The following is a 25,098-nucleotide window of genomic DNA, read 5'->3' as shown; positions in this document are numbered from 1 at the left end:
GCGGGCGGCGCAAGGGGCCGGGGGCAAGGGGGATGGGAACGGCGCTCGCTCGGGAGGCCGAGCATCGCCCCGCCCACCATCCCGCAGCGCAAATGAAAACGGGGGCCGCAATGGGCCCCCGTTTCGCGTTGTCAAACCAGGGCGGGCCTTAGTTCTTGGATTTGTCGACCATCTTGCCGGCCGAGATCCACGGCATCATGCCGCGCAGCTTTTCGCCGGTCGCTTCGATCATGTGTTCGTCGTTGATGCGGCGGGTTGCCTTGAACGACGGCTGGCCAACGGCGTTTTCCAGCATGAAGTCGCGCACGAACTTGCCGGTCTGAATGTCGGTCAGAACCGCCTTCATCCGCGCCTTGGTTTCGTCGTAGGGCAGGATGCGCGGGCCCGAGACATATTCGCCATACTCGGCGGTGTTCGAGATCGAGTAGTTCATGTTGGCGATGCCGCCTTCGTAGATCAGGTCCACGATCAGCTTCACTTCGTGCAGGCATTCGAAATAGGCCATTTCCGGTGCGTAACCGGCCTCAACCAGGGTTTCAAAGCCCATGCGGATCAGTTCGACCAGACCGCCACACAGAACCGCCTGTTCGCCGAAAAGGTCGGTTTCGCATTCTTCGCGGAAGTTGGTTTCGATGATGCCCGAGCGGCCACCGCCGATGGCGGCACAGTAGGACAGGCCGATTTCCAGCGCCTTGCCCGATGCGTCGTTGTGAACGGCCACAAGGCAGGGCACGCCGCCGCCCTTGGTGTATTCGCCGCGCACGGTGTGGCCGGGGCCCTTGGGCGCCATCATGATGACGTCGACGCCGGGCTTGGGCTCGATCAGGCCGAAGTGCACGTTCAGGCCGTGGGCGAAGGCGATGGCCGAGCCTTCCTTGAGGTTGTCGTGCACGTATTTCTTGTAGGTTTCAGCCTGAAGTTCGTCGGGCATGGTGAACATGATCACGTCACACCATGCGGCGGCTTCGGCGATGCCCATGACCTGCAGGCCTTCGGCTTCGCATTTCTTGGCCGAGGAGGAGCCTTCGCGCAGGGCGACGGCGACGTTCTTGGCGCCGGAATCGCGCAGGTTCAGGGCGTGGGCATGACCTTGCGAGCCATAGCCGAGGATGGCGACCTTTTTGTCCTTGATCAGGTTCACGTCGCAATCGCGGTCGTAGTAAACGCGCATGATAATCTTCCTTCCAGTGCGTGGTTGTCTGTTTGAGGGCAATCTAGCCGTTTGCGCGCGAGGAGGTTTGCGTTTTTTGAGTATTTTTGCCAAGAAGAAGAAATATCATTCGCGATATGGACGAAGAGCGGGTTTTTCATGCTTGATGATACGGATCGGCGCATACTTCGCTATTATCAAGGTGCGCCCGAGTCTGCGGTGGCCGATCTGGCCGAGCGGGCCGGGGTGACGCCCAGCACGCTGACCCGGCGGTTGGAGCGGCTGCGCGACCAGGGGGTGCTGCGCGGGGTGCGCGGCGTGATCCACTGGCCGTCGCTGGGCTATGAGGTCGAGGTATCGCTGCGGGTGACGCTGGACAAGACGCAGGCGCGCGCCTTTGACGATTTCCTGGAGGCGGCGCGCGAGGTGCCCGAGGTGCTGGAGATCCAGACCTTTCTGGGGCAGGTCGATGTGCGCCTGTCGGTGATCGCGCGCGACATGGGGCATTACCAGCAGCTGTACCGCGAAAGCCTGCTGACACTGCCGCATATCGCCGATATCGAGGCGCTGATGCATGTTGCGCGGGTCAAGGGGCAGGAGGCGCTGCCGCTATGATCGCGCTGGACGAGACCGACCGGGCATTGGTGCGTGCGCTGGCGCAGGACATGACGGCCAGTGCCGGGGCTTTGGGGCGCGAATTGGGGCTTTCACAGCCCGCCTGCTGGCGGCGGATCAAGCGGCTGCGCGAGGCCGGGGTGTTTCGCGGCGCGCGGCTGGATGTCGACGCGGCGGCGCTGGGGTTTGGCGTGACGGTGTTTCTGGGGGTGAAGCTGGCGGCAAAGGGCCGCGTCAGCCTGGAGGATTTCGAGCGCGCGGTTTCCGCCATCCCCGAAGTGCAGACGATCGAGCATGTGCTGGGCGCCTATGACTATCGCCTGCGGGTGGTGGCGCGGGACATTTCCGATTTCGAGCGGGTGCTGCGGCGGCGGATCATGACGCTGCCGGGGGTGGGCACGCTGGATGCCAACGTGCTGCTGAGCGAGGAGCGGCGGCCCGGGCCGCTTTAGGCCGAGCCGGGAAAGATCGCCTTCATCTCGCTTTCGAAGCTGCCCCAGGTCATGGTCGCCTTGTTGCCCGCATAGCCGCTGTAGTGCGATTTGCCCGAGGAATTGGGCAATCCGGCCCAGATCTTGGCGATGTTGTTCATGAAGCCGGTACGGCTGAGGGTGCCGGCCTGAAGCGATTGCAGCCCTGCCTCGGCCAGAAGCTGATCGGCCAGCCGGTCCTGCAGCTGCGGGGAAAAACGGCTGGCGGGGTTTTCGCCCAGTTTCTTCATCAGGCGTTTCAGCGTGGCAGGGATGAACTGGTAGCGACCGATGGCGTGATGCTGGCCCGGGGTCGCCTTGATCCAGTCATAGATTTCCTGAACCGTCATGTCGGTTGGGCGTCTGGGCGGCTTGATCCGGGCGGCATAGACCACCGCGTCATAGCCCATGCGCCCCGCTTCGGCGCGGGCGATCAAGGCGCGCAGGCGTGCGACCTGACCGCCGCCGGTGCGCGTCGGGATCGCCACGGCGCTGAGCGCGGCGGCGCGCGGTTCGGACCGGGGGCGGCGCTGGACGGGGGCAAAGAACCCGCCTTCGGACGGACCGGCGAACAGGCTGGCCGCGCGGGCGGTGGGCCCTGCGTCCGGCGCGGCGCGGTTGATGCGGACCAGCGGCTGCGCCTGGCCTTGCCGGTCGCCTTGCAGGAAGAACGCCACCTGTTCGGCCGTGGCGGCACCGCCGGGGCACAGCAGCAAAAGCGGCAACAGGGACAGGATCACAAATCTGGTCAGAGGCATTCTGCCCTCGGGTTTGGCTGTTCGATGACGGGACTGTCCCGCAATAAGGTTGAGATTCCCTTGTCGTGGTCGATCAAATCGACGATGCCTTTTGTCAAATGGGGTTTTGCGCGGCGGCTTTGCCTGCGATACCTGACAGGAAAACCAAGGGAGACAACGCCATGGGTGCACTGCTTGAGACCGTCGATCCGACGGGGATGGATGAATTTTCGGTCGTGTTCACCGACCGGTCGCTGAACCACATGTCGGCGGCCTTTCAACAGGTGATGCGCGACATTTCGGGGATGCTGCGCGAGGTCTACAAGGCCGATGGCGTGGCCATCGTGCCGGGCGGCGGCACCTATGGGATGGAGGCCGTGGCACGCCAGTTCGGCCGCGGCGCTGATGTGCTGGTCGTGCGCAACGGCTGGTTCTCGTACCGTTGGAGCCAGATTTTCGAGGCTGGCGGTTTTGCGGGCACGACAACCGTGCTCAAGGCGCGGCGGGCCGGCAACGCGGTGGACGCGCCCTTTGCTCCCGCGCCGATCGAAGAGGTCGAGGCCAAGATCGCCGAGACGCGGCCCGATATCGTCTTTGCGCCGCATGTGGAGACCAGCGCCGGGGTGATCCTGCCCGATGACTACGTCACCCGCATGGCCAAGGCGGCGCATGATGTCGGGGCCTTGATGGTGCTGGATTGCATTGCCTCGGGGTGCATCTGGGTGGACATGAAGGCGACCGGCGTCGATGTGCTGATATCGGCGCCGCAAAAGGGCTGGTCCGCGACGCCCTGCGCGGGGTTGGTGATGCTGTCGGAACGGGCGATTGCGCGGCTGGAGACCACCACGAGCGACAGTTTCGCCATCGACCTGAAAAAGTGGTACCAGATCGCGCAGGCCTATGAGAACGGCGGCCATGCCTATCATGCCACCATGCCGACGGACGGGCTGCGCAGTTTCCGCGACACCATGGCCGAGACCCGCGATTATGGGTTTGAGCGGCTGAAAGAGGCGCAATGGGCGCTGGGTGAAGCGGTGCGCGAGATGTTTGCGGCCAAGGGCGTGCGCTCGGTCGCGGCGCCCGGGTTCGGGGCGCCGGGGGTTGTGGTCAGCTATACCAGCGACCCCGAGATCCAGTCGGGCCGTGCCTTTGCCGCCGAGGGTATGCAGATCGCCGCCGGTGTTCCGCTGCAATGCGATGAGCCCGAGGGGTTTTCGACCTTTCGGATCGGCCTGTTCGGGCTGGACAAACTGTATGACGTCGAAGGCACGGTGGCGCGTTTGCGCCGGGTGGTTGACCGGGTCTTGTAAGCGCTGTGCCGGTTGGCGGTGTTTGTTTTTGGGCGCAAGGAGCGCCTGACGGCGCGCATTTCATTTTGCGTTCAGGCCACGCAGGCCAGGGGGGGGGGGGGGGGGGGGGGGCTGCCCTCCCCAAACCCCACCCGGGATATTTTTGGCACAAAGAAGCGGGGCCGCGGGCCTAGCGGGCGCCGAGGCCCAGTTGCATCAAGGTCTTGCGCACGGGTTTGAGGGTGTAGAGCCCGTCCAGCGCCCGGGCGCGGGCGTCGCGCAGCAGCGGATTTGACAGCATCGACGTCTTGTTCAGCAAGGTGATGCCGGCGACGCGGGTGCGGATGTCGGTGATGCGCTTGCGGTGATAGGCTTCGAGCATGGCAGCGTCGCCCAGGGTGTCAGGGCGGGCCTGGGCCAGGTCGCGCAGAGCCGCCAGATCCTTGAGCGACATGTTCAGGCCCTGCGCGCCGATGGGCGGGACCACATGCGCCGCCTCGGCCACCAGGGCCAGACGCTGGGCGCTCAGGCGTTCGGCCTGTTGGGCGATGATCGGCCAGAGCGTGCGGCGCGAGGCCAGCGTGAGCGGCCCGAAAAGGTGACAGGAGCGCGTCGTCATTTCGGCCTCGAAGGTGGCCTCGTCGAGGGCGAAGAGGCGGTCGGCCTTTGGACCTTCCTCCATCCAGACGATGGCCGAACAGGGGCGCCCCTGGTGATCGGGCAGCGGGACCAGCGTGAAGGGCCCGCCGGTGCGGTGGATTTCCGTCGACACGTTTTCATGCGGGATCGGGTGGGTGACCGCGAAGGCCAGCGCCTTTTGCCCGAACCGGGTGGTCTTGACCTCGATCCCGGCGGCCTTGCGCATCGGGGACTGGCGCCCGTCGGCGGCGATCACCAGGCGGCAGGACACGCGGCTGCCATTGGACAGGCCGACGCGGGCCTCTGCCTCGCGGGTGAAGAGGGTTTTGGTGGCGGTGCCGGGGCGGAAATCGACATTGGCCAGCTGTGCCAGGCGGGCGACCATTTCGCGCCGCAGCAGCCAGTTCGGCAGGTTCCAGCCAAAGGGCTCGTCCGAGATGTCGGCGCTTTCGAAGTTCTTGATCACCCGCGGTTCCGGGGTTTCGCCGCCGGCATCGACGATGCGCATGATTTCCAGCGGCGTGGCGTGCGGGGCCAGGCGATCCCACAGCCCCGCCTCGATCAGGAAATCACGGGCCGGTTGCAGAAAGGCGGTGGTGCGCAGATCGGCGCCCTGGGCATCGGCCTGGGTGACCGGGGGGGCCGGATCGACGCAGAGAATGCGAAAACCGGCCGAAGCAAAGGCGGCAGCTGCGGTAAGCCCCGCGATGCCGCCGCCCGAGATGACAATGTCGTAATCCATGGGTCTTGACTCCTTGCTCTGCAATTTAGTGCGGCAAGTGGCCAAAGACCATGCGGCTTACTTGCCGACAGTGATCAGAATCAGCGTCGCGTAGATGAAGGGCACGGTTGCCAGCGCCGACATCGCAAGACCGGGCAGGCCGAAGGTCGCCGTCAGCACGGCCACCAGCGCCACGAACAACGCAACCACGATCAAGACACCCTTGTCGCCGGAAAGGACCCCTTTGGATTTGGCTTTGCCGGGGGCGATCGCTTCGGTCACAGACATATTCAATTCTCCTAATTTGACGTCCTGACGGTCAAATAGCGTTCTGGAGAATGGTGAACATGTGCGAAATGTCGCATCTTTGATGTCTTTTTGCCAAAAGGCTGAAAGCAGGCGGAAAACCGCCCCTGATTATTTCGAAACCAATCGTCTGAGAAAACCCGCCAGATCACTTGTGTGATGATGAACATGGGGCGCGTCCTGACGGTCGGGGGCGACGTGGACGGTGCGCATGCCCATGTCGTAGGGCGCGGCAAGGTTGCGCAGGTCGTCCTCGAACATGGCGCCCAAGGCAGGGTCCAGCCCGTCCTGGGCAAAGACCGTTTCAAAGGCCGCGCGCTCGGGCTTTGGGGCGAAACCGGCGTTTTCGACGCCGTAGATGGCGTCAAAGGCCGCGTCGAGCCCGCGCGCCCTGAGCACCTGCGCGGCGTAGGGGGCGCTGCCGTTGGTATAGACGATCTTGCGGCCGGGCAGGGCGGCGATCATTTCGGCCAGGTGCGGGTCCGGGGTCAGCGCGTCAAAGCTGATGTCATGGACTTCTTCCAGGTAGGCCTCGGCGTCGATGTCATGTTCGCGCATCAGCCCGGCCAGGGTGGTGCCATGGGTCGCCCAATAGTGTTTGCGCAACTGGTTGGCCTGATCGCGCGTGGCCCCGGTGGCGCGCATGACGAAATCGGTCATCTTCACCTCGATCTGGTCGAACAGGCGTGCCGCGGGCGGGTACAGCGTGTTGTCGAGGTCAAAGACCCAGTGACGCACATGAGAGAAGAACGGTTTTGTCATGGCTTCATTGCTAGTGCGCCGCGGGGCCTGTGGCAATGGGGACGCTTGATTGCGCTCACATCGCGGGGGTAACCTGCCCCGATGTGTGAAGGAGGAGCCGCATGAACCAGGCCAGACCGCCGCAAAAGGATGCCTATACGCTGATCCTTGAGGCCATCGACAGCGGTATCTACCGCCCCGGGGACCGATTGGTCGAAAGCGAACTGGCGGAACGGTTTGGCGTCTCGCGCACTCCGATTCGCGAGGCATTGCAACGGCTTGAGACGCAAAGCCTGTTGTCGCGCGATGGCCGGTCGCTGATCGTCGCGTCGTTGGATCACAACCAGATGGCCGAGCTTTACGCGGTCCGATCCGAGCTGGAGGGGCTGGCGGCGCGGCTGGCGGCGCGCCATGCGACCGAAGAGGAAATCCAGGTTCTGGGCGAGATGATCGAGGAAGACCGCGCCCTGCTGGGCAATCCGGCGGCGCTGAGCCGGGCGAACCGGCGGTTTCACAAGATGATTCACCTTGCGTCGCACAACCGGTTCCTGGTGCAGCAACTGGACCTGGTGCACCGGTCCATGGCGCTGATGGCGACCACGTCGCTGGCGGCGGACGGACGCGGCCAAATCGCCCTGGCGGAACATGCGGCGATCGTCGATGCCATTGCTAGGCGCGACGAAGAGGCGGCCTATCGCGCGCTCAAGGATCATATCTCGGTGGCTTTTGTCACGCGGTTGAAACTGGACGCCAAGGCGCAGGCCGACAGCTGACCCGGCCCCGGCCGGTCACGTGTCGCCGGGGATATCCGCGGCGGGGCTGTCGGGGGCGGAATGGCCATGCTGGGTCTTGTCCCAGTAGAAGGGTTTGAACAGGGTTTCATACAGAGCCTTGTAGATCGCCAGCGTGCCCAGCGGGAAATAGGCAAACAGGGTCGGCACCCAGGGCGTCAGGCCGCGATGCGGGCTGCGGGCGACAGCGGCTAGGCCGATGACGATGGAAATCGCCTCGGCGCTCAGGAACAGGGCGGTCAGGGTCAGGATCACGGGCCGGGTCAGGTGCGGGTCCAGCGGATGGGGCAGCCCGAACAGCACCAGCCAGAACGACCAGAGCACCGGCGCCAGGGCGAATTGCAGCAAGGTGCCCATCAGCAGGATCTGCATTCCGGCAAAGCGTTTCGGCCCCAGTTCGCGCCAAAGCTGGCGCGGGCGTCTGCTGTGCACCCACCAGGTGATGCCATAGCCCTTGAGCCAGCGCGAACGTTGCTTGATCCAGGGCCAGAACCGGTTGTTCGCCTCTTCGCGGGTGGCGGTGGGGATCAGTTCGGTTACATAGCCTTGTCGGGCCAGGCGAAAGCCAAGGTCGGCGTCTTCGGTGACGTTATGGGCATCCCAGCCCTGAACCGCCTCAAGCGCGGCGCGGCGGAAAAAGATCGTGGTTCCGCCCAGAGGCACCGCAAGCCCAAGACGCGCGAGACCGGGCAGAAGAACCCGGAACCAGCTGGCGTATTCCACCGCGAAACAGCGCGACAGCCAGTTGGCACGCGGGTTGTAGAAATCAAGGATGCCTTGCAGGCAGGCGACATTCGGCGGCGCGCGGCTGAAGTGTTCGGCCACGCGGGTCAGCTGGTCGGGGGCGGGGGCATCTTCGGCGTCGTAGACACCGATGATCTGGCCGCGGGTAAAGCGAAAGGCATAGTTCATCGCGCGCGGTTTGGTGGTGACGGCGCCGGGCGGCACCTCGATCACGCGGCACCAGGGCGGCAGGCGGGTGCGGGCCAGCGCGCGGTGGGTACAGTCATCCCCCGCCTCGAGGATCAGCACCACATCCAGCAGCGCCTTGGGATAGGTCAGCCGGGTCAGCCGGGCGATCAGGGTTTCGGCGATTTCCTCTTCCTTGAACAGGGGCACGAGGATCGACATGGTAGGCGGGTTTTTCGGCAAGGTGGCGGCGCCGGCGGGCGCCTGCCTGCGCGGCAAGGCCAGAAGAGCCGCCAGTTTCATCCCCTGCGACGCAACAAGCGAGCCAAGCGCCATCAAAAGCGCGCCGCCAAAGAACACCGCCGGAGCAAAGGCCAGCAGCAGCAGGCACAGCCCCGCCGCCAGCGCCGCGACCACGATGGCCCCGCGCCCTGCGCTGTTGATGTCGCGGCAGCTGTCCTCGGGCGCGCGCCATGTTTCGGCGCGGTTGGCCAGCGCATCGCCATGGCGCGCGGCGATTTCGTCGTGAACATCCGCCTCGAGGGTCAGCGCCATCATCACCGGCCCCAGGCCGCCGGGCAGGATGCCCAGCAGGGTTTCGTAGTCTTCGGGGCGGGCGGTGGCCAGCAGCAGGGTGTCGCCCAGCCGCATCCAGGGCAGGACCCCGTGCATCAGGCAGAATTCGGCCGGCAAAAGCCTGGCAAGATCGGGATCGGGGGGCGTATCGTCGCGCCGCAGGACCATGGCGCCATAGTGTTGGGCCTGCGCGGCAAGGATGTCCTGGCGCGATGCCAGCGACTCGGCCTCGAGAACGCGGGAAATGGTCTGGCCGGTGCGCGATGCCTCGGCCAGGGCGCCGACCATGCTGCGCGGGGCAACCTGGCCATCGTCCATCAGAATGCGTGATATGGGCTGGCCCCGACGCGCCTGCGCCTGGGACAGGTGCCCTATGACCAGTTGGCGGCTTTGCGTGCTCATGGATCACATCCCGTCAGAGAGGATCAGTTGGCACGCAAAGCCTTAAGACAAAGTTAAAATACCCTTCAGGCGGCGTTCATTGACGCTGCGAAACGCTCGAACAGGTAAAAACTGTCTTGCGGTCCGGGGCTGGCCTCGGGGTGGTGCTGTACGCTGAAGACCGGGCGTCCGGTCATGCGGATGCCGCAGTTGGACCCGTCGAACAGGGAAACATGGGTTTCCTCGACGCCCGCGGGCAGGGTCTGGCTGTCCACGGCAAAGCCATGGTTCATCGAGGTGATCTCGACCTTGCCGGTGCCCAGTTCCTTGACCGGGTGGTTGGCGCCGTGGTGGCCGTGGTTCATCTTGATGGTGCGGGCACCCAGCGCCAGCGCCAGCATCTGGTGGCCAAGGCAGATGCCAAAGACCGGCAACGCGGTCTTGTCCAGCAGGTCGCGGATCATCGGCACGGCATATGCGCCGGTGGCGGCGGGATCGCCCGGGCCGTTGGACAGGAACACGCCGTCGGGATTGTGCGCCATGACATCGTCATAGGTCGCGGTGGCGGGCAGTACCGTCACGTCGCAGCCCGCCGAGGCAAGGCAGCGCAGGATGTTGCGCTTGGCGCCATAGTCGACGGCGACGACCTTGTGCTTTGGGGCGGTCTGGGGCTGATAGCCATCGGGCCAGGCCCAACGCATTTCGTCCCAGCGGTAGCTTTGTGCGCAGGTCACGCCCTTGGCCAGATCCAGCCCTTCGAGGCCGGAGAAACCGCGCGCGGCGGCGACCAGTGCGGCGGGGTCAAAGTTGCCGTCGGGGTCATGGGCCATGGCTACATGCGGCGCGCCCTGAGCGCGGATGGCGCGGGTCAGGCGGCGGGTGTCGATGCCGCCGACGGCGATGCGCCCGCGGGCGGCAAGCCAGTCCGACAGCTCCTGTACCGCGCGCCAGTTGGAGCTTTGCGTCGGCATCCATTTGACGACCATGCCCTCGGCCACCGGATCGCCGGTTTCGTCATCCTCGGGGTTGACGCCGGTATTGCCGATATGGGGGAAAGTGAAGGTCACGATCTGGCCCGCGTAGGACGGGTCGGTCATGATTTCCTGATAGCCGGTCATGGCGGTGTTGAAGCACAGTTCGGCGGTGCACTGGCCCGTGGCACCAAAGCCTTGGCCGTAAAACAGGGTGCCGTCGGCAAGCGCGAGGCAGGCGGTAGGTTTCTGCGCAGAAGGCATGGCAGCGACTCCCGGGTTATGTGGGGCAAATTGGGCGGAACCTACGGCGTGGGCCGGGCAGGGTCAAGACCTATAGGGATTTGTGTTCTTTCGTATATTCAATGGGTTAGCTTTGTCTTGTGTGGTTGCGCGGGTTCCTGGCTTTGGGTAATCTGCGGGCTTATGCCAAAACAGGGGATGTGAGGCTCATGGAATTGCGCGACAAGGTGAATGCCGCGATCAAACAGGCGATGCGCGACAAGGCAGCGATGCGGCTGTCGACGCTGCGTCTGGTCAATGCGGCCATCAAGGACCGGGACATAGCCGCCCGCGGCGAAGGCAACGATCAGGGCGTCGACGAAAGCGAGGTCCTGGGGATCCTGGGAAAGATGGTCAAACAGCGCCGCGAAAGCGCGCGGACCTATGAAGAAGGCGGTCGGCTGGACCTGGCGGAACGCGAGGTGGCCGAAATCGAGATCATCGAGGAATTCCTGCCGCGCGCCCTGTCCGGGGACGAGATCACCGCGGCGGTCGATGCGGCGGTGGCCGAGGTCGGCGCCGAGTCGATCCGCGACATGGGCAAGGTCATGGGCGCTCTCAAGGCGAAATACACCGGCCAAATGGACTTTGGCGCGGTGGGCGGCATGGTCAAGGACCGCTTGTCGTCCTGATCAGGGTTGGGTGGGGGCTCTGCCCCCGCCGCCCTGTGGGCGGCCCCCCCCGGGATATTTCAAGCACAAAGAAACACGGTGTCAGGCAGGCGGGAAGTCCTGCGCGATGTCCTGCAGGATTTGCGCGTCGGTGATGCGGAACCTTTCGACGAAGCGCGTCTTGAAGCTGGTCCGGCCGCGGCGCGCGCCGAAGTTTTCACCGTGGTTCAGGATATAGAGCACCGAAGGGCGGCTGAGCGGCGTCAGCTTGCGCCCGGCCAGGGCGGCAAGATGCGGGAACATGCGGTGTTCATGCGCGGTCATGGCGCGCAGGAAAGGCGCGCTTTGCGGTTGGTCCGGGTCGTGGGTCAGAGCCGTGCAGGAGCCGCAGAGTTTCCAGAACGGTTTGCGCAGCGGCTGCGCCAGGCTGGGGCGGTCCGCCAGGGCATAGGTTCCGGCGCCATGGTCCATGACATAGCCTGATTGCACCAGGTAGCCGCCCGGGGCCTGCCGCGAGAGCATTTCAGACACGGTGCCCTGGCGCAGCAGGTCATCGGCATCGAAGCTCATGACATAGCCGCAGGGCAGGGACAGGGCGGGAAGGTGATCGCAAAGCGCCGCCAGCTTGCGCCATTTGTCGTTGCCGGGGGTGGGATCGTCGAAGGACAGGTGGGTGATGCGCGGATCATCCGGCAGCGGCGGGCGCTGCTGGCAGCAGATCACCGCGCGCCAGTTGCGGTTGTCCTGGGCCAGAAAGCTGTGCAGCGTCGATTGCAGGCGCTGGGTGACCGCCTGCCAGTCGCCGACCTGCCGCGGGCCGACAAGCGGGATCAGGAAAGTCACGGTTTCGCGCCGGGCCTGCGGCAGGCCGGCGGCGCGCAGGGCCAGGGCGGCGGTTTCGCTGTCGCCCCGGGCGCGGCCCATGGCGGCGTCGGGGCCGGCGAGGGCGGCCAGCAACCGGATCAGGGCGCGGTGCGGTTTCGGTGTGGCGGGGGCCTGCGCCATGATGCGCCTCGTTTGGTCAGGGGTGGCCCAGCCGTCGCAGCCGGTCGGCCAGCTCGGCAAAAAGCACTTTGCGTTCGTCTTCGCTCAGAAAGGCGCCGATCTCAACCTCTCTTCCGCTGCCCTTCAGCGTGACGTAGTTCGGCACCGGCCCGCCGGACGGGTGCAGCGCGGGTTTGACCCAATAGGTGTTGCTTTCCCAGTCCTGCACGTCGCCCTTGGGGTTGGTGCGGGTCAGGTGGGTGACTTCGGGGGTGATGGTCAGCACCTCGAGGATGCGGCGATCCTTTTCGTTCTTGCGCAGCGCATAATAAAGCGCCGCGACGGCGGCCAGCATGAAGGGCAGCAAGGCCCACAGAAGTTTGGTTCCCAGCAGCCCGTAGAAGGGCATCGAGGCGAAGAGGAAAAAGCCAAGGATCATCGCCGCGAACCCCTCGGGCGAGAGGGAGTTGTGCGGCCAGGCGCGCAGCTCGGCGGTGTGGTCAGAGGTTTCGGTCCAGGTGTGGGGCATGATCGTTCTGGGTTGGTGGATGACAGGGCGCGTGGTTGAGGTGCGGGCATCGGGGCAAACCCGCAAGGGGAATGATAGGGTGCCGGGCGGACATCGACAGCCCGAAAACAAGAAAGGCCCCGCGTCATGCGGGGCCTTTCGATTTTCACTCAGGTCCCGGCGCTTAGTGCGCGTGGCCCTTGTCCCAGTCTTCCTGCTTCGGCAGCTGCTCGAACGTGTGTTCGGGCGGCGGCGAGGGCAGGGTCCATTCCAGGGTGTCGGCCCATTCGTTCCAGGGGTTGTTCTGGGTGCAACGTGCGCCGCGCGTCAGGGCGTGGAACATGATGCCGAAGAACAGCAGGAACGAAGCGAAGGAGATGAAGGCACCGATCGACGACACGTAGTTCCAGGTCGCGAAGGCGTCCGGATAGTCGATGTAGCGGCGCGGCATCCCCTGACGGCCCAGGAAGTGCTGGGGGAAGAAGGTCAGGTTCGCACCGATGAACATCAGCCAGAAGTGCAGCTTTGCCATCGGTTCGCTGTACATGCGGCCGGACATCTTGGGGAAGTAGAAGTAGATCCCCGCGAAGATCGCGAACACGGCGCCCAGCGACATCACATAGTGGAAGTGCGCAACCACATAGTAGGTGTCGTGATAGGCACGGTCGACGCCTGCCTGGCTCAGCACCACGCCGGTCACGCCGCCAACGGTGAAGAGGAACAGGAAGCCGAAGGCCCAGAGCATCGGAGACTTCATCTCGATCGAGCCGCCCCACATGGTGGCGATCCAGCTGAACACCTTGACCCCTGTCGGGACCGCGATGACCATCGTCGCCAGCATGAAATAGGACTGCTGGGTCAGCGACATGCCAACGGTGTACATGTGGTGTGCCCAGACAACAAAGCCCAGTGCGCCGATCGCGATGATCGCCCAGACCATCGGCAGATAGCCGAAGATGGGCTTGCGCGAGAAGGTCGCAATGACGTGGGAGATGATGCCGAAACCGGGCAGGATCACGATGTAGACTTCGGGGTGCCCAAAGAACCACAGGATGTGCTGGTACAGGATCGGGTCACCGCCACCGGCCGGATCGAAGAACGTCGTGCCAAAGTTGCGGTCGGTCAGCAGCATGGTGATGGCGCCCGCCAGAACCGGCAGCGACAGCAGGATCAGCCACGAGGTGACAAAGATCGACCACGAGAACAGCGGAACTTTGAACAGGGTCATGCCCGGGGTCCGCATGTTCAGGAAGGTGGTGATCATGTTGATCGCCCCCAGGATCGACGAGGCACCCGAGATGTGGACGGCAAAGATTGCCAGGTCCATCGAGTAACCGCCTTCAGTGGTCGACAGCGGCGGGTACAGAACCCAGCCCACGCCGGAACCCAGCTGGTTGTTGCCACCGGGGCTGAAGACCGAGGCAACCGCCATGGTGGTGCCGGCAACATACAGCCAGAACGACAGGTTGTTCATCCGCGGGAAGGCCATGTCCGGTGCACCAATCTGCAACGGCATGAAATAGTTGCCAAAACCGCCGAACAGCGCGGGAATGACGACGAAGAACATCATCAGGATCCCGTGGCCGGTGATCATCACGTTCCACAGGTGGCCGTTCGGCTCACACGATGGGCGCTGGGCGATCAGGTGCCAGGTATCGGCACACATGTATTGTACGCCGGGCTCCATAAGCTCCATGCGCATGTAAACGGTAAAGATAACGGATACGAGCCCCGCGAACGCAGAGACGATCAGGTAGAGAATCCCGATGTCCTTGTGGTTCGTGGACATGAACCAACGGGTAAAGAACCCGCGGTTGTCATGGTGGTCGTGGCCGTGAATGGCGGCGTCTGCCATTGTATGCCTCCTGCTGGTCTTTCAACAAACGTACCACGTCAGGGGGAATCCCCCAGCGCATACGTCTTCCCCTTCACGTTTTAGAATGTGGGGGCGGGTCCGGCAATGGCGGGATTTGACACAGATCAAACATTATTGTCGCACCCGGATTGATCTGGCGCAGGGTCGGGGCCATGCGATTTGGCCCGAACAGGGGGCAAAACCCGCTGCGGGTAAGGCATTCCAGACCCGGTTTTGCCCCTTGGGTCAGGCTTTCCGGACTGCCGCGGCGCCGGGGTGGGGTGCATGATCGGGGCAACTGTCTGCCAACCGCTGCCCAAGGAATTTTCGCCATGGCCTTTGCCGACCTCAGCCTTGCCCCGCGCCGCGTTTCCCTGTTTGCCCGTCTGGCGCGTCTTCTGGACACGCCCTTTGATCGCCGTCACCGTCGGCTTTCGGCCCGGGTTGCCGAATTGCGTGCCCTGTCCGACCGGCAACTGGCCGAGATCGGCCTGACCCGCGACACCATCCTGCTGCACGTCTTTCGCGGACATTAGGCCGCGCGCGCCCTGCGCCCTATTGCGCCGTGGGCAGGCATCTGCAACACTTTGACCACGATGGTGATCGCAGGGCCCCGGTCTTGCGATTCAAAAGGGAACACGGTGCGGGCCCATGCCCAATGCCGCGACTGCCCCCGCAACTGTAAGCGGCAAGCGATCCGTCAAATCCACTGGCCCCCGGGCTGGGAAGGGACGGTCAGCGATGACCCGCAAGTCAGGAAACCTGCCATCGCGGACGCCCTTGCGGCGTTCAACGCAACTTGACCCGGGCGGGGTGCCTCGGGCAGAGCCAGAGCCCTGGGGCATGGCCCCGCCGGGATGTTCTGTATCTGCCTTTTCGTGCCCTGTCCCACGCGCGGAGGGCGCAATGCTGATCGCAAGAACCTTGAACGGGCTTCAGGCCCGGACCCTGACGGACGAGCGGGCCAGAGAACTGGGCCAGATGGGCTATATGCAATGGCTGGGCGCCTTGCCCGGCAATGCCGATTACGAACACGAGGCGGTGCGCGCCTATCTGCGCGCGATGGATTTCATCGACACCGATCCGGCCATCGCGGTGTTCTGCGGGCTGATCCGTGACAGCCTGCGCCAACCGATCCGGCCACTTGACCTGGCCTTGCCCAAGGCCCGGCGGCGCGGCGGTGCGCGTCAGCGGCGGCTGTCTATCTAGGCGTCAGCGGCGGCAAAGGCGGCTCGAACGGCGGGCGGTCGGGCAGGATGTCATCGTGCCAGTTCGCCCGCCGCACTGCGTTCAGATACAGGTTGAAGCGCAGGGCGCGGGCGCTGTCCGGGTCGGTGACAAGGTCATCGACATAGCCGGCCATGCAGTCGGCCATGTCGATCTGGTCGCTGGCGCCGGGGCGCCAATGGTCGCTGACGCTGCCTTTCCAGTAGCGTTTGACCATGGCGGCGTCTTCGCAAAAGGCAAAATCGCCCAGCAGCGACAGGCCGAACAGCCAGGCCCGTTCGGAATGGCGCAGCGACCGGGTGGGGCGGATCAGCAGCGGGCCCGCGCCGATCACCTCGCGCCGGATCACCGACTTGAAGCTGCCGCTGAACAGCCCCTGCCAGAACAGCCCGGCGGAAAAGGCCATGGGGTCGTCGATGGGCCGCAGCGGCAGGCGCGGCTCGTCGCGCTGCGGCAGGCGGTTCCCGGCTTCGGTCTGGGCGCGCACCCAGCCGTGGCTGACCACGACCTCGGGGCGGCTGCGCAGGGTTTCTGCCAGAACCGCCGTCGCCGCGCCCGCAACGCTGTCGTCATGCGGGATGATGCGGAAAAAGGGGGTCTGGCAGGCGCGGATCATGCGGTTGCAATTGCTGACCCAATTGCCGCCGGTCGCTTTGGCATCAAGGACCTGCACCAGCCCGGTCCCGGCATAGCGGTCGCGGATTTGCGCCGCGGCATCGTCCAGCCCGTGTTCGTCCGAACACAGCACCCGCCCGCCCAGGGCGACATGGCTGTCGATGTTGTCCATGACCACCGGCAGCAGGCGCGCGCTGCGATACAGCGGGATCAGGCAGGTGACATCGCTCAGGGTCATGGCGCGCCTTCGTCGATCATCATGCGGGCGGCCTGCACGCCGAACATCGGCGCGGTGCAGAACTTGCCGGTCGAGATCGACAGCCAGCGGCCGCTGCCCTCGACGCCGATCTGGTGGCGTTCGTGCAGTCCGCTGGCCCTGTCGTCGATATCCGTGTTGCCTACTGCCATGATGAAACCGCCGCCGATGCGGCTGCGCGCGGCCTGGTCTTGCAGGGCGGCGACCCCGGGCATCAGCGTCGCAAGCCCCTGCAGCGCCTGCCTCCGCAGGGTCTCAGGATCGCTTTGCGCAACCTGCGCGCGCACCTCTTCGGGGGATGCGGTGGTGGACATCGACAGGCGCAGCGCCGGATACCACGAGGCATAGACCCGGCGGTCGCCATAAAGCACGAAATCGCCGTAGGGGCCGACAAAACCGGTGGTCGAGGGCAGGTCCAGCGCGCCCGGCGGCACGTCGATCACCACCGTGGCCTTCCAGCGCTGCGACCAGACGAAAGGCGTGTCCTGCCCGACCATGGCATCCAGCCGCACGCGGTCTTCCCACAGGGCGTTGATCACCCGATCTGCGCCAATCGTGACCCTGTCATCGCCCTGGGCAAGGTCAATGGCATAGCCCCCGGACCCGGTCTGCCCGGCCCCCAGTACAGTGCTGTTGCCGCAAAAGGTGATCAGCGGGTCGGCATAGACCGCCGCCGAGACGATATCGGCGATGCGCCCCGGATCGACGGCGATCTCGGGGGTTGTGAACACGGCCTGGATGCCCGGGGCATAAAACGCGCTGATGGCGCCGCTGTCTGCGATCCGGCTGGGGGGCAGGGGGGCTTGGCCGAATTCGGCGGCCAGCGCGGCATTGGTGCGGTCGACCGTCTGCACATAGTCCCAAAGCGCCGCGACCGGGCGGGCCGAATCCTGCGGGACAATATAGTTGAAACACCCCGAGGTGATCTGCATCGCAAGCGGCGTCCGCGTCAGCCGTGCCACCGTGTCCTGAAACCGCAGCGATCCCGCCGCCAGCAACCGGTGGGTTTCCAGCTGCGGGTCGGCGGCATAGACATAGCCAAGGTGCAGCTTGCCCTCGTTATGGCGGCTGGCGCCCATCATCGGGCGCGGGGTGCGGTCGATCAGGGTGACAGACTGACCCGCCTGGGCCAGGTCCAGCGCGGCGCAGCACCCGGCCAGCCCTGCGCCTAGAATGATGACAGGGGTGGCCTGGGGCATTGGTGGCTCCGCAAGGGGATTGGATGGCTGCGTCAGGTGATCCGCCCGGCTAGGCGAAAGTCAATCGCAAAACAACCATAAGGTGTATGGCGCGCGCAGGATGAGGCCTGCGCGCAAGATTATTTGGCACGCGGCGCGGCCGGGCCCATCACCGTGTCAAAGCTGCGGCGCAAGGCGACATCCAGATCGTCCATGCTCACCGGCAGGCCCATGTCGACCAGCGAGGTCACGCCGTATTCGGTGATGCCGCAGGGCACGATGCCCGCGAAATGCTCCAGATCCGGTTCGACGTTGATCGAAATGCCGTGAAAGCTGATCCATTTGCGCAGGCGGATGCCGATGGCGGCGATCTTGTCTTCGGCTTGCTTGCCCGAAGGCGTCAGCGGCCGGTCGGGCCGTTCGATCCAAACGCCGACGCGGCCATCGCGGATATGACCGGTCAGCCCGAATTCGGCCAGCGTGGCGATCACCCAGGCTTCGAGGTCGCGGACAAAGCAGCGCACGTCGCGGCCGCGCCGGTTCAGGTCCAGCATGACATAGACCACCCGCTGGCCGGGGCCGTGATAGGTATACTGCCCGCCGCGCTTGGCCTCATGAACCGGAAAGCGTTCCGGATCCTTCAGGTCCTCGATCCGGGCGCTGGTGCCCGCAGTATACAGCGGCGGATGTTCCAGAAGCCAGACGCATTCCTCGGCCTCGCCGGTGGCAATCGCCGCGACCCGCGCCTCCATGAAGGCCAGCGCCTCGTCATAGCCGGTCAGGCCATCGGTGATCTTCCATTCGACCATGTCCTATCGGGGCAAAAGCCCCGCCTCCTTGATCTTGGGCAGGTTGGCCCGGCTGACGGGCAGATCGTCCCCGACGCGCATGGTCAGGATCGCCCTGTCCCCTTCGCGCCGCACGGACGTGACCTGCCCGAAGGCCGCCCAATGCGACCGGTGCACCTGATCGCCCGGTGTCGCACCCACTTCGCGGATGGCGTCAGACAGGCGCATCAGCACCAGTTCCTCGCCCTTGGTGGTGCGTACCCGGACATAGTGGTCTTCGACCGAAAGCGCCACCAGCGGGCCGCGTTTGTCCAGCGGCAACCGGTCAAGGATGGGGGGCAGGGCCGGGGGCGCGGGCGACGGTGCGTGCGCGGCCGGCGCCTGCCGGGAAATCAGGCCAAGGGCGGCGGTGATGATCACCGCGATCACAAAGATGGTGCCCAGCAAGGGCAGCCATTCCGCCCGCCCGGGCCACCAGCCAAAGGTGACAAGGTTGATCGCCAGAACCGCTACGCAGACCCCGGCGCCCGTTGCGCTGCCGACCACCAGCACCCGTTGCCAAAACGGCAGCGCGGCTGTGGGCCGGTCCAGCAAAAGCCCCGCCATCAGCCCCCAGCCATAGGTCGCAAAGACCGTCACCAGCCAATAGGCCAGCCGGGGCAAAAGGGTCAGCCGGGCCTCGGTGCCAAAGGGGCCGGCAAGGCCCAGCACCGCCGCGATGGCAATCAGCGCAACCAGCGCCACAGGCTGGCCGATCTGCCGCCGCCATTCACGAAGCGCCGATTGCGGTTGCCTGTCGTTCACGAACTCATCCCGAGGTTTCACGCAAGCGGCATGGCATGGGGGCAGGGGGTTTGTCTAGGTCAGCCCATCGCATTCACCCCGACGGAGAAGACAATGACCGCTAGCCCCTTTCTTGCTGCCCCGCTGCACATTCAGGCCCATGCGCTGGCCGCCTTGCTGGTGCTGATCCTTGGACCCTTCGTGATCCTGCGGTCCCGGCGCGACCGTCTGCACCGGCTGGGCGGCTATGTCTGGGTTGTGGCGATGGGGTTCACGGCGCTGTCCAGTTTCGCGATCCACAGCTTTGCGCTGATCGGCCCGTTCAGCCCGATTCACCTGCTGGCGGTTCTGGTGCTGTGGTCGCTGTGGCAGGGCATGGCACATGCTTTTGCCGGACGCATCCGCGCCCACGAAGCGGTGTTTCGCAACCTCTACTGGCGCGGGTTGATCGTGGCGGGGCTGTTCAATTTTCTGCCGGGCCGCGTGGTCAGCCGCGCGCTTTTGCCCGAAACGCCCGAACTGGGCTATGCCGTGATCGTCGCTGGGGCCGCGGCCCTAGTGTGGCACGCCCTGTCCGCCCGGCGCGGCCCTGCGGCGCAGCTGGCCTAGGGCAAGGCCCCGCCCCGGCACCCGGCAGGTGCGGGACGGGGCCGCGATGTCAGCCCTTGGCCATGGTCTTGTCGATATAGGCCTGACACTGGTCATAGGTCGCCGGGCCATAGACGATCTGGCTATAGCCCTTTTGCGCCAGAATCTGCGATCCCATGCCATAGGTCTGTGTGCAGGCGATGTTCACCTGAGACGAGTCGTTTGGCTTGACGCCCACCCAGCATTGCTGATCCGCCAGCGCCGCGCTGGCCAGAACGCCAAACCCCAAGGCCATCGCCGAAATTTTCAGCAGGGTCATGTCTTCCTCCTATCCCTTGTTTTTCATGGGGTTAGTCTACGCCTGCCAAGGGGTTCGCGAAATAACATGGATCAACAACCATGGCGCGAGGCCGCCGCCGCGCCGCATCGCGGGAATGCGCAAAAAGCCGCTTTTTTCCTCTTCACAAGGCCGCCGCGCTTCTGTAGAGAGCCTCCACCAAGTCAAGACAGTGCGGTCGTGGCGGAATTGGTAGACGCGCAGCGTTGAGGTCGCTGTTCCTTAACCGGAGTGGAAGTTCGAGTCTTCTCGACCGCACCATCTGGCCCTTGGGCCGAATGTCAAAGCGCCCCTTGCCGGGCGCTTTTGTCGTTTTTGGCCTGCAACTGTGTTGGCCAGTGTCTGTGTCGGCCAGTGTCCATGCCTGCGCTATTGCCGCGTTGCCGGGGTCAAAAGCGCGCCGTCGATCACCATGTCGCCGGGGTGGCTGACCACCTGTTCGCCTTCGCTCAGCCCGGACAGGACCTCGGCCATCATGTCGTTGCGCCGGCCCAGCGTCACGGTCCGCAACCGGGCCAGGCCGCCGTCATCGACAAAGACCGCCCAATCGCCGCCCTGCCGGAACAAGGCGCCCAGCGGCACGGCCAGCACGTCGGGGGCCTGCCACTCGATCACTTCAAGCCGCAGCGCATAGCCGTCGCCCAGCCCCGGGCGCTGCGCCGCCGGCGACAGGAAATCAAAGATCGCTTCGACGCGCTGCTCCTCGATGCCAAGGGCCGAAACCTCGGTATGGGCGACGGGGTCGATCTGGCGCAGCCGCGCCTCCAGCACCGTATCGCCGCCCCAGCGGGTCACCCGGGCCATGGCGCTGGCCGGAATGCGCACCGCGTCGCGCGACAGAGGGTCGGCGACGATTTCCAGATCCGACGGATCACCGATGGTCAGCAGGCGCTGGCCCGCCGTCACCGGGCGTTCGCTGATCTGGTCGATCGACAGCACGACGCCATCGGCGGGGGCGGTGATCTGCACGCAGCAGCTGTCGGGGGTGTTGCGGGCGGTTTCGGGGCCGATCAGGGCGGCGCGGGCGCGGTCAAGCGTGCTTTGCGCCTTGGCCCGGCTGGAAATGGCGGTGTTGCGCGCCGCTTGTGCGACATCGCGGGCCTGCATGGCGTTTTCCAGCTGCACGATCGAGGCCACGCCGCGGTCGGCCAGCGCCTGGGCGCGGTCCACCTGGGACTGGGCATAGACCAGGTCGGCCTCGGCCTGGACCAGCTGGCTTTGCGCGACGGCCAGCGCGGCCTCGGCCTCCTGGACGGCGGCCTCGGCCTCGGTGCGCGACCGCAGGTCCAGCAGGCTGGGGGCAACCGGTTCAACCCGCGCCACCAGCGTCACGCCCGCGACAACCATGTCGCCCACCCGCACCGGCGACCGGTCGGCGGTGCCGGTGATCGGGGCCGAGACCTCCCAGACCTCGCGGATGCGGGTGACGGCGTCGACTTCGATCGTCACCTCCATCGGGCCGCGCGTCACCGGCACCAGGTCGACCGACACCGGAACGGGGCGCAGGGACAGCCAAAGCAGGAAACCGATCAGGCCGGCGCCGATCAGGCTGAAAAGGACAAGGCGAGTGCTGCGGGTCATCGGTTCATTCCCGTGTCTTGAGGACAGAGACAAGATCAAGCCGGTCAAGCCGCTGGCGCACCAGCAGCGCGGCAGCGCCGGTGGCGGCCAGCGAAACCAGGCTGGCGGTGGCGAAACCGGCGGGCGTCAGCACCAGCGGCACGCGGAACAGGTCGGTGTCAAAGCCGATCACCATCAACCAGGCCAGGCCCGCCCCGATGGCCCAGCCCAGCGGCTGCGCCAGAAGGGCCAGCACCGCGGTTTCCCCCAGCAGGATCATCGAAATCTCGGGCCGGGTAAAGCCAAGGATGCGCAGGCTGGCCAGTTCGCGCGCCCGTTCGCTCAGCTGGATGCGGGCGTTGTTGTAGGCGACGCCGATGGTGATCAGCACGGCGATGGTCAGAAAGACGATCATGTTGATCCGCAGGTTTTCGCCCAGCGTCTGGCGGAAACTGTCGCGCACCTCGGTCATCATCACCACCGAGGCAACCGCCGGCAGTTGTTTCAGCCGGGCCTGGAAGGCAAGCAGCTGATCCGTATCCAGCGCGACATTCAGCGCGGTGATCCGCGGCGCGGCCAACAACCGGGCCGACAGCGCGTCCAGCTGCATGTAGGCGCCCAGCCCGATGTATTGCGTTGCGATGCCCGCCACGGACAGGGAAAAGCTGGTGCGCCGGGTGCGGGTGACATCGACCTGTACCAGATCGCCGGGGCCAACGCCCAGGTGCATGGCCAGCCGCTGCGACAGCACGATGCCCTCGGCGGGCACCGGGATCACGCGGTCGTCGGTGTCCAGCACCCGTACCAGATCGCCGCCGGGGGGATGCGCGCTGATCGCGACCTGTTTGCTGCGCGCGCCATTGCGCAGGGTGACGGGCAGGTCGAACTGCGGCTCGACCCGCAGCACGCCGGGCAGGGCGCGCACGTCATGCACCACGTCCAGCGTCGCCTCGCTGGCCAGAACCAGCGTGGCGTGCTGGCGGTTGGCCTTGAAAAAGGCGCTGTCGATGACCTTGTCCATCGAGCCCTGGAAAAACCCCGAAGCGACCAGCACCGCCACGCCAAAGGCCAGCCCGAACGAGGTGGACAGGGCCCGCACCGGCCAGCGCATCAGCCCGCGCAGGATCATCATTTCCGATTGCGACAGCCGCGCCCAGCTGGCCAGGCGGTCGACCGGGCCGTGGCGAAAGCTGGGCGGCACCGGCGGCGCCATGGCCACGGCGGGCGCCAGCCGCACCGCCGCCAGGACCGAGCGCATTGCCCCGATCCCGGCCGCCGCCAGCCCGATCAGCCCTGAAAAGGCGTATTGGTCCCAACCTTCCATGCGCACCAGCCAGGGAAAGTCATAGAACTTGGCATATAGTCGGGCCATGCCCTCGGTCAGCCAGGCCCCGGCGACCCAGCCGATGACGATGCCCAGCGTGCCCACCAGCGCGGCCATCATCAGGTAATGCAGGCCAATCTCTCGGTTGCGGTATCCCAGCGCCTTGAGCAGGCCGATCTCGCTGCGCTCGAGCGCGACGATATTGCCCATGACCATGTTCACCAGGAACCCGGCGATGGCAAAGAACACTGGCGGCAGCACCAGGGTCATGCCGCGCAGCCCGTCCAGTTCGGTCTGCAGAAAGGCGTGGCTGACCTGGTCGGCGCGGTCATGGGCGCCGGTGCCGCCCCAGGGGTCCAGCAGGCGGTCCAGCTGGTCGATCACGGCCTGCGGGCGGGCATCGCGGCGCAGCGCCAGGGCCAGGTCGTTGAAGGCGCCGGTCATGTCAAAGGTGGCGGCGGCGGCGCGTTCGGGCATCCAGATCACGCCAAAGCCCGCATCGTCCGGCATCAGCCCGCCGGGTGGCAGGGCATAGATGAATTCGGGGCTGCGCAGGGTGCCGGTGATGGTCATGGTGATCCGCGTGCCATCGGTGATGGCGGCAAAGCGCGACCCGGGACCAAAACCGTTGGCCTTGGCAAAGCGGTCGGTGACGGCGACCTCGTCCTCGGAGTCCGGGTCGGGCAGACGCCCGGTGACCAGCAGCGGCGCGTTCAACCCCGCCCCCCCGGCAGGCAACGACAGCACGCGCCCGCTGGCGGGGGCCGCGCGCCCGGGCAGGTCCAGGATCACCCAGCCGGTGACCCGCGCCTGCACCGCCCGCACGCCGTCGATTTCACGCACATCGTCCAGCAGCGACAGCGGTGCCCGGCTGGCACTGGCAAAGACATCGGCAAAACCTTGGCGGGCATAGTAATCGCGTTGCGTCGCCTCGAGCGCGCGCAACATGCCAAAGCCGGTCAGAAAGATCGCCACGCCGCAACCCAGCACCAGCGCGATCGCCAGCGCCTGCGACCGAAGCCGCCACAGATCGCGCAGCAGCTTGCGGTCAAGGGAATGCAGGCTCACCATTCGATGTCTTCCGGGGGCAGGCGGGTTTCGTTCAGGGCAACATCCACCACCTTGCCGTCCTGAAAGCGGATCACGCGATGCGCCATGCGCTGGATGTTGGCGTTGTGGGTGATCACCAGAACCGCCGTGCCAAAGGCATCGTTCACCTGTTTCAGCGCGTTCAGCACCGACAGGCCGGTTTTGCTGTCCAGCGCGCCGGTGGGTTCGTCGCACAGCAGCACGGCCGGGCGCTTGGCGATGGCGCGGGCGATGGCGACGCGCTGCTGCTCTCCGCCTGACATCTGCGCCGGGAAATGGTCCAGCCGGTCCTTCAGCCCGACCAGCGCCAGCGCCTCGGCGACGGGCATCGGATCATGCGCCACATCGGTCACCAGCGCCACGTTTTCCCGTGCCGTCAGGCTGGGCACAAGATTGTAGAACTGAAAGACGAACCCGACGTGGTCGCGCCGGTACAGGGTCAATTGCCGGTCGGTCATCGCGGTGATCTCGTGGTCCTGGAACCATGCCTTGCCCGAAGTGGCATGATCCAGCCCGCCAAGGATGTTCAGCAAGGTCGATTTGCCACTGCCCGACGGGCCAAGCAGCACGACGATTTCGCCATGCGGCAGGTCCAGGTCGACCCCGTCCAGCGCGCGCACCACGGCCGTGCCCTTGCCGCCATACAGCTTGGTCAGCCCATCGGTGCGAAACACGAAAGGCGCGCGTGCCGCAGATGATTGCGGGATCGGCGCAGTACGGGCGGCCTTGGGCCTATCGGCATTCTGTTCGGGCATGGCTTTCAGCTTGTGCGATACCGACGCGCCCTGCGTTGACACGGATCAACCAAAGCCTGAAA

The 25,098-nt window shown here is 65.6% G+C and carries 26 protein-coding genes, 1 tRNA gene and 1 riboswitch; of the genes, 9 read left to right on the top strand and 18 right to left on the bottom strand.

All coding sequences use genetic code 11. From position 1 onward, the window contains the following. Window positions 1-148 precede the first annotated feature (148 nt). Window positions 149-1,171, bottom strand: coding sequence for a ketol-acid reductoisomerase (gene ilvC / locus QF118_RS15655; RefSeq protein WP_282299983.1), 1,023 nt, complete (start codon window positions 1,169-1,171; stop codon window positions 149-151). Window positions 1,172-1,309: 138 nt separating this feature from the next. On the opposite strand from ilvC, the gene QF118_RS15650 reads away from it, so the two are divergent. Continuing rightward, entirely contained in the window at window positions 1,310-1,765 is a 456-nt protein-coding gene (locus tag QF118_RS15650; RefSeq protein WP_282299982.1) for an Lrp/AsnC family transcriptional regulator, read from the top strand. After that, window positions 1,762-2,217 carry an Lrp/AsnC family transcriptional regulator gene (locus QF118_RS15645; RefSeq protein ID WP_282299981.1) on the top strand — a complete coding sequence of 152 codons (456 nt, stop codon included), beginning with the start codon at window positions 1,762-1,764 and terminating at the stop codon, window positions 2,215-2,217. Before QF118_RS15650 ends, QF118_RS15645 begins: the two co-directional genes overlap by 4 nt. Here QF118_RS15645 and QF118_RS15640 read toward each other — a convergent pair. Continuing rightward, a complete protein-coding gene (locus QF118_RS15640) occupies window positions 2,214-2,993 on the bottom strand; it encodes a lysozyme family protein (protein WP_282299980.1) in 780 nt (259 codons plus the stop codon). The genes QF118_RS15645 and QF118_RS15640 overlap by 4 nt on opposite strands. Window positions 2,994-3,154: 161 nt before the next feature. Here QF118_RS15640 and QF118_RS15635 point away from each other — a divergent pair, with 161 nt between their 5' ends. Next, the gene (locus QF118_RS15635) at window positions 3,155-4,282 is read left to right on the top strand and encodes an aminotransferase class V-fold PLP-dependent enzyme (RefSeq protein WP_282299979.1); all 1,128 of its coding nucleotides are present in this window, start codon (window positions 3,155-3,157) and stop codon (window positions 4,280-4,282) included. Between the two features lie 169 nt (window positions 4,283-4,451). On the opposite strand, the gene QF118_RS15630 is transcribed toward QF118_RS15635, so the two are convergent. The 3 genes from QF118_RS15630 to QF118_RS15620 all read right to left on the bottom strand — a co-directional run bounded on the left by QF118_RS15630 (window position 4,452) and on the right by QF118_RS15620 (window position 6,689). After that, window positions 4,452-5,642 carry a UbiH/UbiF family hydroxylase gene (locus tag QF118_RS15630; protein WP_282299978.1) on the bottom strand — a complete coding sequence of 397 codons (1,191 nt, stop codon included), beginning with the start codon at window positions 5,640-5,642 and terminating at the stop codon, window positions 4,452-4,454. A gap of 57 nt (window positions 5,643-5,699) precedes the next feature. Beyond that, entirely contained in the window at window positions 5,700-5,909 is a 210-nt protein-coding gene (locus QF118_RS15625; RefSeq protein ID WP_282299977.1) for a hypothetical protein, read from the bottom strand. Window positions 5,910-6,038: 129 nt separating this feature from the next. After that, window positions 6,039-6,689, bottom strand: a complete 651-nt coding sequence (locus tag QF118_RS15620; RefSeq protein ID WP_282299976.1) for a pyrimidine 5'-nucleotidase — start codon at window positions 6,687-6,689, stop codon at window positions 6,039-6,041. Window positions 6,690-6,790: 101 nt separating this feature from the next. Between QF118_RS15620 and QF118_RS15615 the strand changes: the two genes are divergently transcribed. Further along, window positions 6,791-7,441 carry a GntR family transcriptional regulator gene (locus QF118_RS15615; RefSeq protein ID WP_282299975.1) on the top strand — a complete coding sequence of 217 codons (651 nt, stop codon included), beginning with the start codon at window positions 6,791-6,793 and terminating at the stop codon, window positions 7,439-7,441. Window positions 7,442-7,456: 15 nt separating this feature from the next. Here QF118_RS15615 and QF118_RS15610 read toward each other — a convergent pair whose 3' ends face one another. Continuing rightward, a complete protein-coding gene (locus tag QF118_RS15610; RefSeq protein ID WP_282299974.1) occupies window positions 7,457-9,346 on the bottom strand; it encodes a glycosyltransferase family 2 protein in 1,890 nt (629 codons plus the stop codon). Window positions 9,347-9,411: 65 nt separating this feature from the next. After that, window positions 9,412-10,560, bottom strand: coding sequence for a glutamine-hydrolyzing carbamoyl-phosphate synthase small subunit (carA, locus tag QF118_RS15605; protein ID WP_282299973.1), 1,149 nt, complete (start codon window positions 10,558-10,560; stop codon window positions 9,412-9,414). A gap of 188 nt (window positions 10,561-10,748) precedes the next feature. Between carA and QF118_RS15600 the strand changes: the two genes are divergently transcribed. Further along, window positions 10,749-11,210: a GatB/YqeY domain-containing protein gene (locus QF118_RS15600; RefSeq protein WP_282299972.1), complete on the top strand. Its 462-nt coding sequence runs from the start codon at window positions 10,749-10,751 to the stop codon at window positions 11,208-11,210. A gap of 81 nt (window positions 11,211-11,291) precedes the next feature. Here the strand turns inward: QF118_RS15600 and QF118_RS15595 are convergent, their stop codons facing one another. From QF118_RS15595 to ctaD, 3 genes are all read right to left on the bottom strand, one after another. Continuing rightward, on the bottom strand, window positions 11,292-12,194 hold the full coding sequence (locus QF118_RS15595; RefSeq protein WP_282299971.1) for a hypothetical protein: 903 nt from the start codon (window positions 12,192-12,194) through the stop codon (window positions 11,292-11,294). A 16-nt stretch (window positions 12,195-12,210) separates the two neighbouring features. Then, a complete protein-coding gene (locus tag QF118_RS15590; protein ID WP_282299970.1) occupies window positions 12,211-12,702 on the bottom strand; it encodes a DUF2244 domain-containing protein in 492 nt (163 codons plus the stop codon). Window positions 12,703-12,865: 163 nt separating this feature from the next. Further along, window positions 12,866-14,536, bottom strand: a complete 1,671-nt coding sequence (ctaD, locus tag QF118_RS15585) for a cytochrome c oxidase subunit I (RefSeq protein ID WP_282299969.1) — start codon at window positions 14,534-14,536, stop codon at window positions 12,866-12,868. A 332-nt stretch (window positions 14,537-14,868) separates the two neighbouring features. Here ctaD and QF118_RS15580 point away from each other — a divergent pair, with 332 nt between their 5' ends. Both QF118_RS15580 and QF118_RS15575 read left to right on the top strand, forming a co-directional pair. Next, a complete protein-coding gene (locus QF118_RS15580; RefSeq protein ID WP_282299968.1) occupies window positions 14,869-15,072 on the top strand; it encodes a hypothetical protein in 204 nt (67 codons plus the stop codon). Window positions 15,073-15,116: 44 nt separating this feature from the next. Beyond that, window positions 15,117-15,320, top strand: a riboswitch (cobalamin riboswitch). A 122-nt stretch (window positions 15,321-15,442) separates the two neighbouring features. Then, window positions 15,443-15,745, top strand: coding sequence for a hypothetical protein (locus QF118_RS15575; protein WP_282299967.1), 303 nt, complete (start codon window positions 15,443-15,445; stop codon window positions 15,743-15,745). Here QF118_RS15575 and QF118_RS15570 read toward each other — a convergent pair. The 4 genes from QF118_RS15570 to QF118_RS15555 form a co-directional block, all read right to left on the bottom strand. Then, on the bottom strand, window positions 15,738-16,616 hold the full coding sequence (locus tag QF118_RS15570; RefSeq protein WP_282299965.1) for a hypothetical protein: 879 nt from the start codon (window positions 16,614-16,616) through the stop codon (window positions 15,738-15,740). The two genes, QF118_RS15575 and QF118_RS15570, sit on opposite strands and share 8 nt — an antisense overlap. Then, window positions 16,613-17,833, bottom strand: coding sequence for an FAD-dependent oxidoreductase (locus tag QF118_RS15565; protein WP_282299964.1), 1,221 nt, complete (start codon window positions 17,831-17,833; stop codon window positions 16,613-16,615). Before QF118_RS15565 ends, QF118_RS15570 begins: the two co-directional genes overlap by 4 nt. Window positions 17,834-17,952: 119 nt before the next feature. Beyond that, a complete protein-coding gene (lipB, locus tag QF118_RS15560) occupies window positions 17,953-18,621 on the bottom strand; it encodes a lipoyl(octanoyl) transferase LipB (protein ID WP_282299963.1) in 669 nt (222 codons plus the stop codon). Window positions 18,622-18,624: 3 nt separating this feature from the next. Continuing rightward, complete coding sequence (locus tag QF118_RS15555) at window positions 18,625-19,425, bottom strand: LytTR family DNA-binding domain-containing protein (RefSeq protein ID WP_282299962.1); 801 nt, start codon at window positions 19,423-19,425, stop codon at window positions 18,625-18,627. A gap of 72 nt (window positions 19,426-19,497) precedes the next feature. Here QF118_RS15555 and QF118_RS15550 point away from each other — a divergent pair, with 72 nt between their 5' ends. Next, window positions 19,498-19,992, top strand: a complete 495-nt coding sequence (locus QF118_RS15550) for a DUF2306 domain-containing protein (protein WP_282299961.1) — start codon at window positions 19,498-19,500, stop codon at window positions 19,990-19,992. Window positions 19,993-20,041: 49 nt separating this feature from the next. On the opposite strand, the gene QF118_RS15545 is transcribed toward QF118_RS15550, so the two are convergent. Continuing rightward, window positions 20,042-20,290, bottom strand: coding sequence for a hypothetical protein (locus QF118_RS15545; RefSeq protein ID WP_282299960.1), 249 nt, complete (start codon window positions 20,288-20,290; stop codon window positions 20,042-20,044). Window positions 20,291-20,482: 192 nt separating this feature from the next. On the opposite strand from QF118_RS15545, the gene QF118_RS15540 reads away from it, so the two are divergent. Further along, a tRNA-Leu gene (locus QF118_RS15540) sits at window positions 20,483-20,569 on the top strand. A gap of 108 nt (window positions 20,570-20,677) precedes the next feature. Here the strand turns inward: QF118_RS15540 and QF118_RS15535 are convergent. Genes QF118_RS15535 through QF118_RS15525 form a run of 3 tightly spaced genes read right to left on the bottom strand, consistent with a single transcriptional unit; the run spans window position 20,678 to window position 25,078 of the window. Further along, on the bottom strand, window positions 20,678-21,889 hold the full coding sequence (locus QF118_RS15535) for an efflux RND transporter periplasmic adaptor subunit (protein WP_282299959.1): 1,212 nt from the start codon (window positions 21,887-21,889) through the stop codon (window positions 20,678-20,680). Window positions 21,890-21,893: 4 nt separating this feature from the next. Next, window positions 21,894-24,263, bottom strand: coding sequence for an ABC transporter permease (locus QF118_RS15530; RefSeq protein WP_282299958.1), 2,370 nt, complete (start codon window positions 24,261-24,263; stop codon window positions 21,894-21,896). Further along, window positions 24,257-25,078 carry an ABC transporter ATP-binding protein gene (locus QF118_RS15525; protein WP_282299957.1) on the bottom strand — a complete coding sequence of 274 codons (822 nt, stop codon included), beginning with the start codon at window positions 25,076-25,078 and terminating at the stop codon, window positions 24,257-24,259. Before QF118_RS15525 ends, QF118_RS15530 begins: the two co-directional genes overlap by 7 nt. Between the last annotated feature and the right edge of the window lie 20 nt (window positions 25,079-25,098).

It is taken from the genome of Tropicibacter oceani, from assembly GCF_029958925.1.
Lineage (GTDB): Bacteria > Pseudomonadota > Alphaproteobacteria > Rhodobacterales > Rhodobacteraceae > Pacificoceanicola > Pacificoceanicola oceani.
Note: the sequence above shows the minus strand (reverse complement) of the source record. Positions and strands in the feature narration are given on the sequence as shown.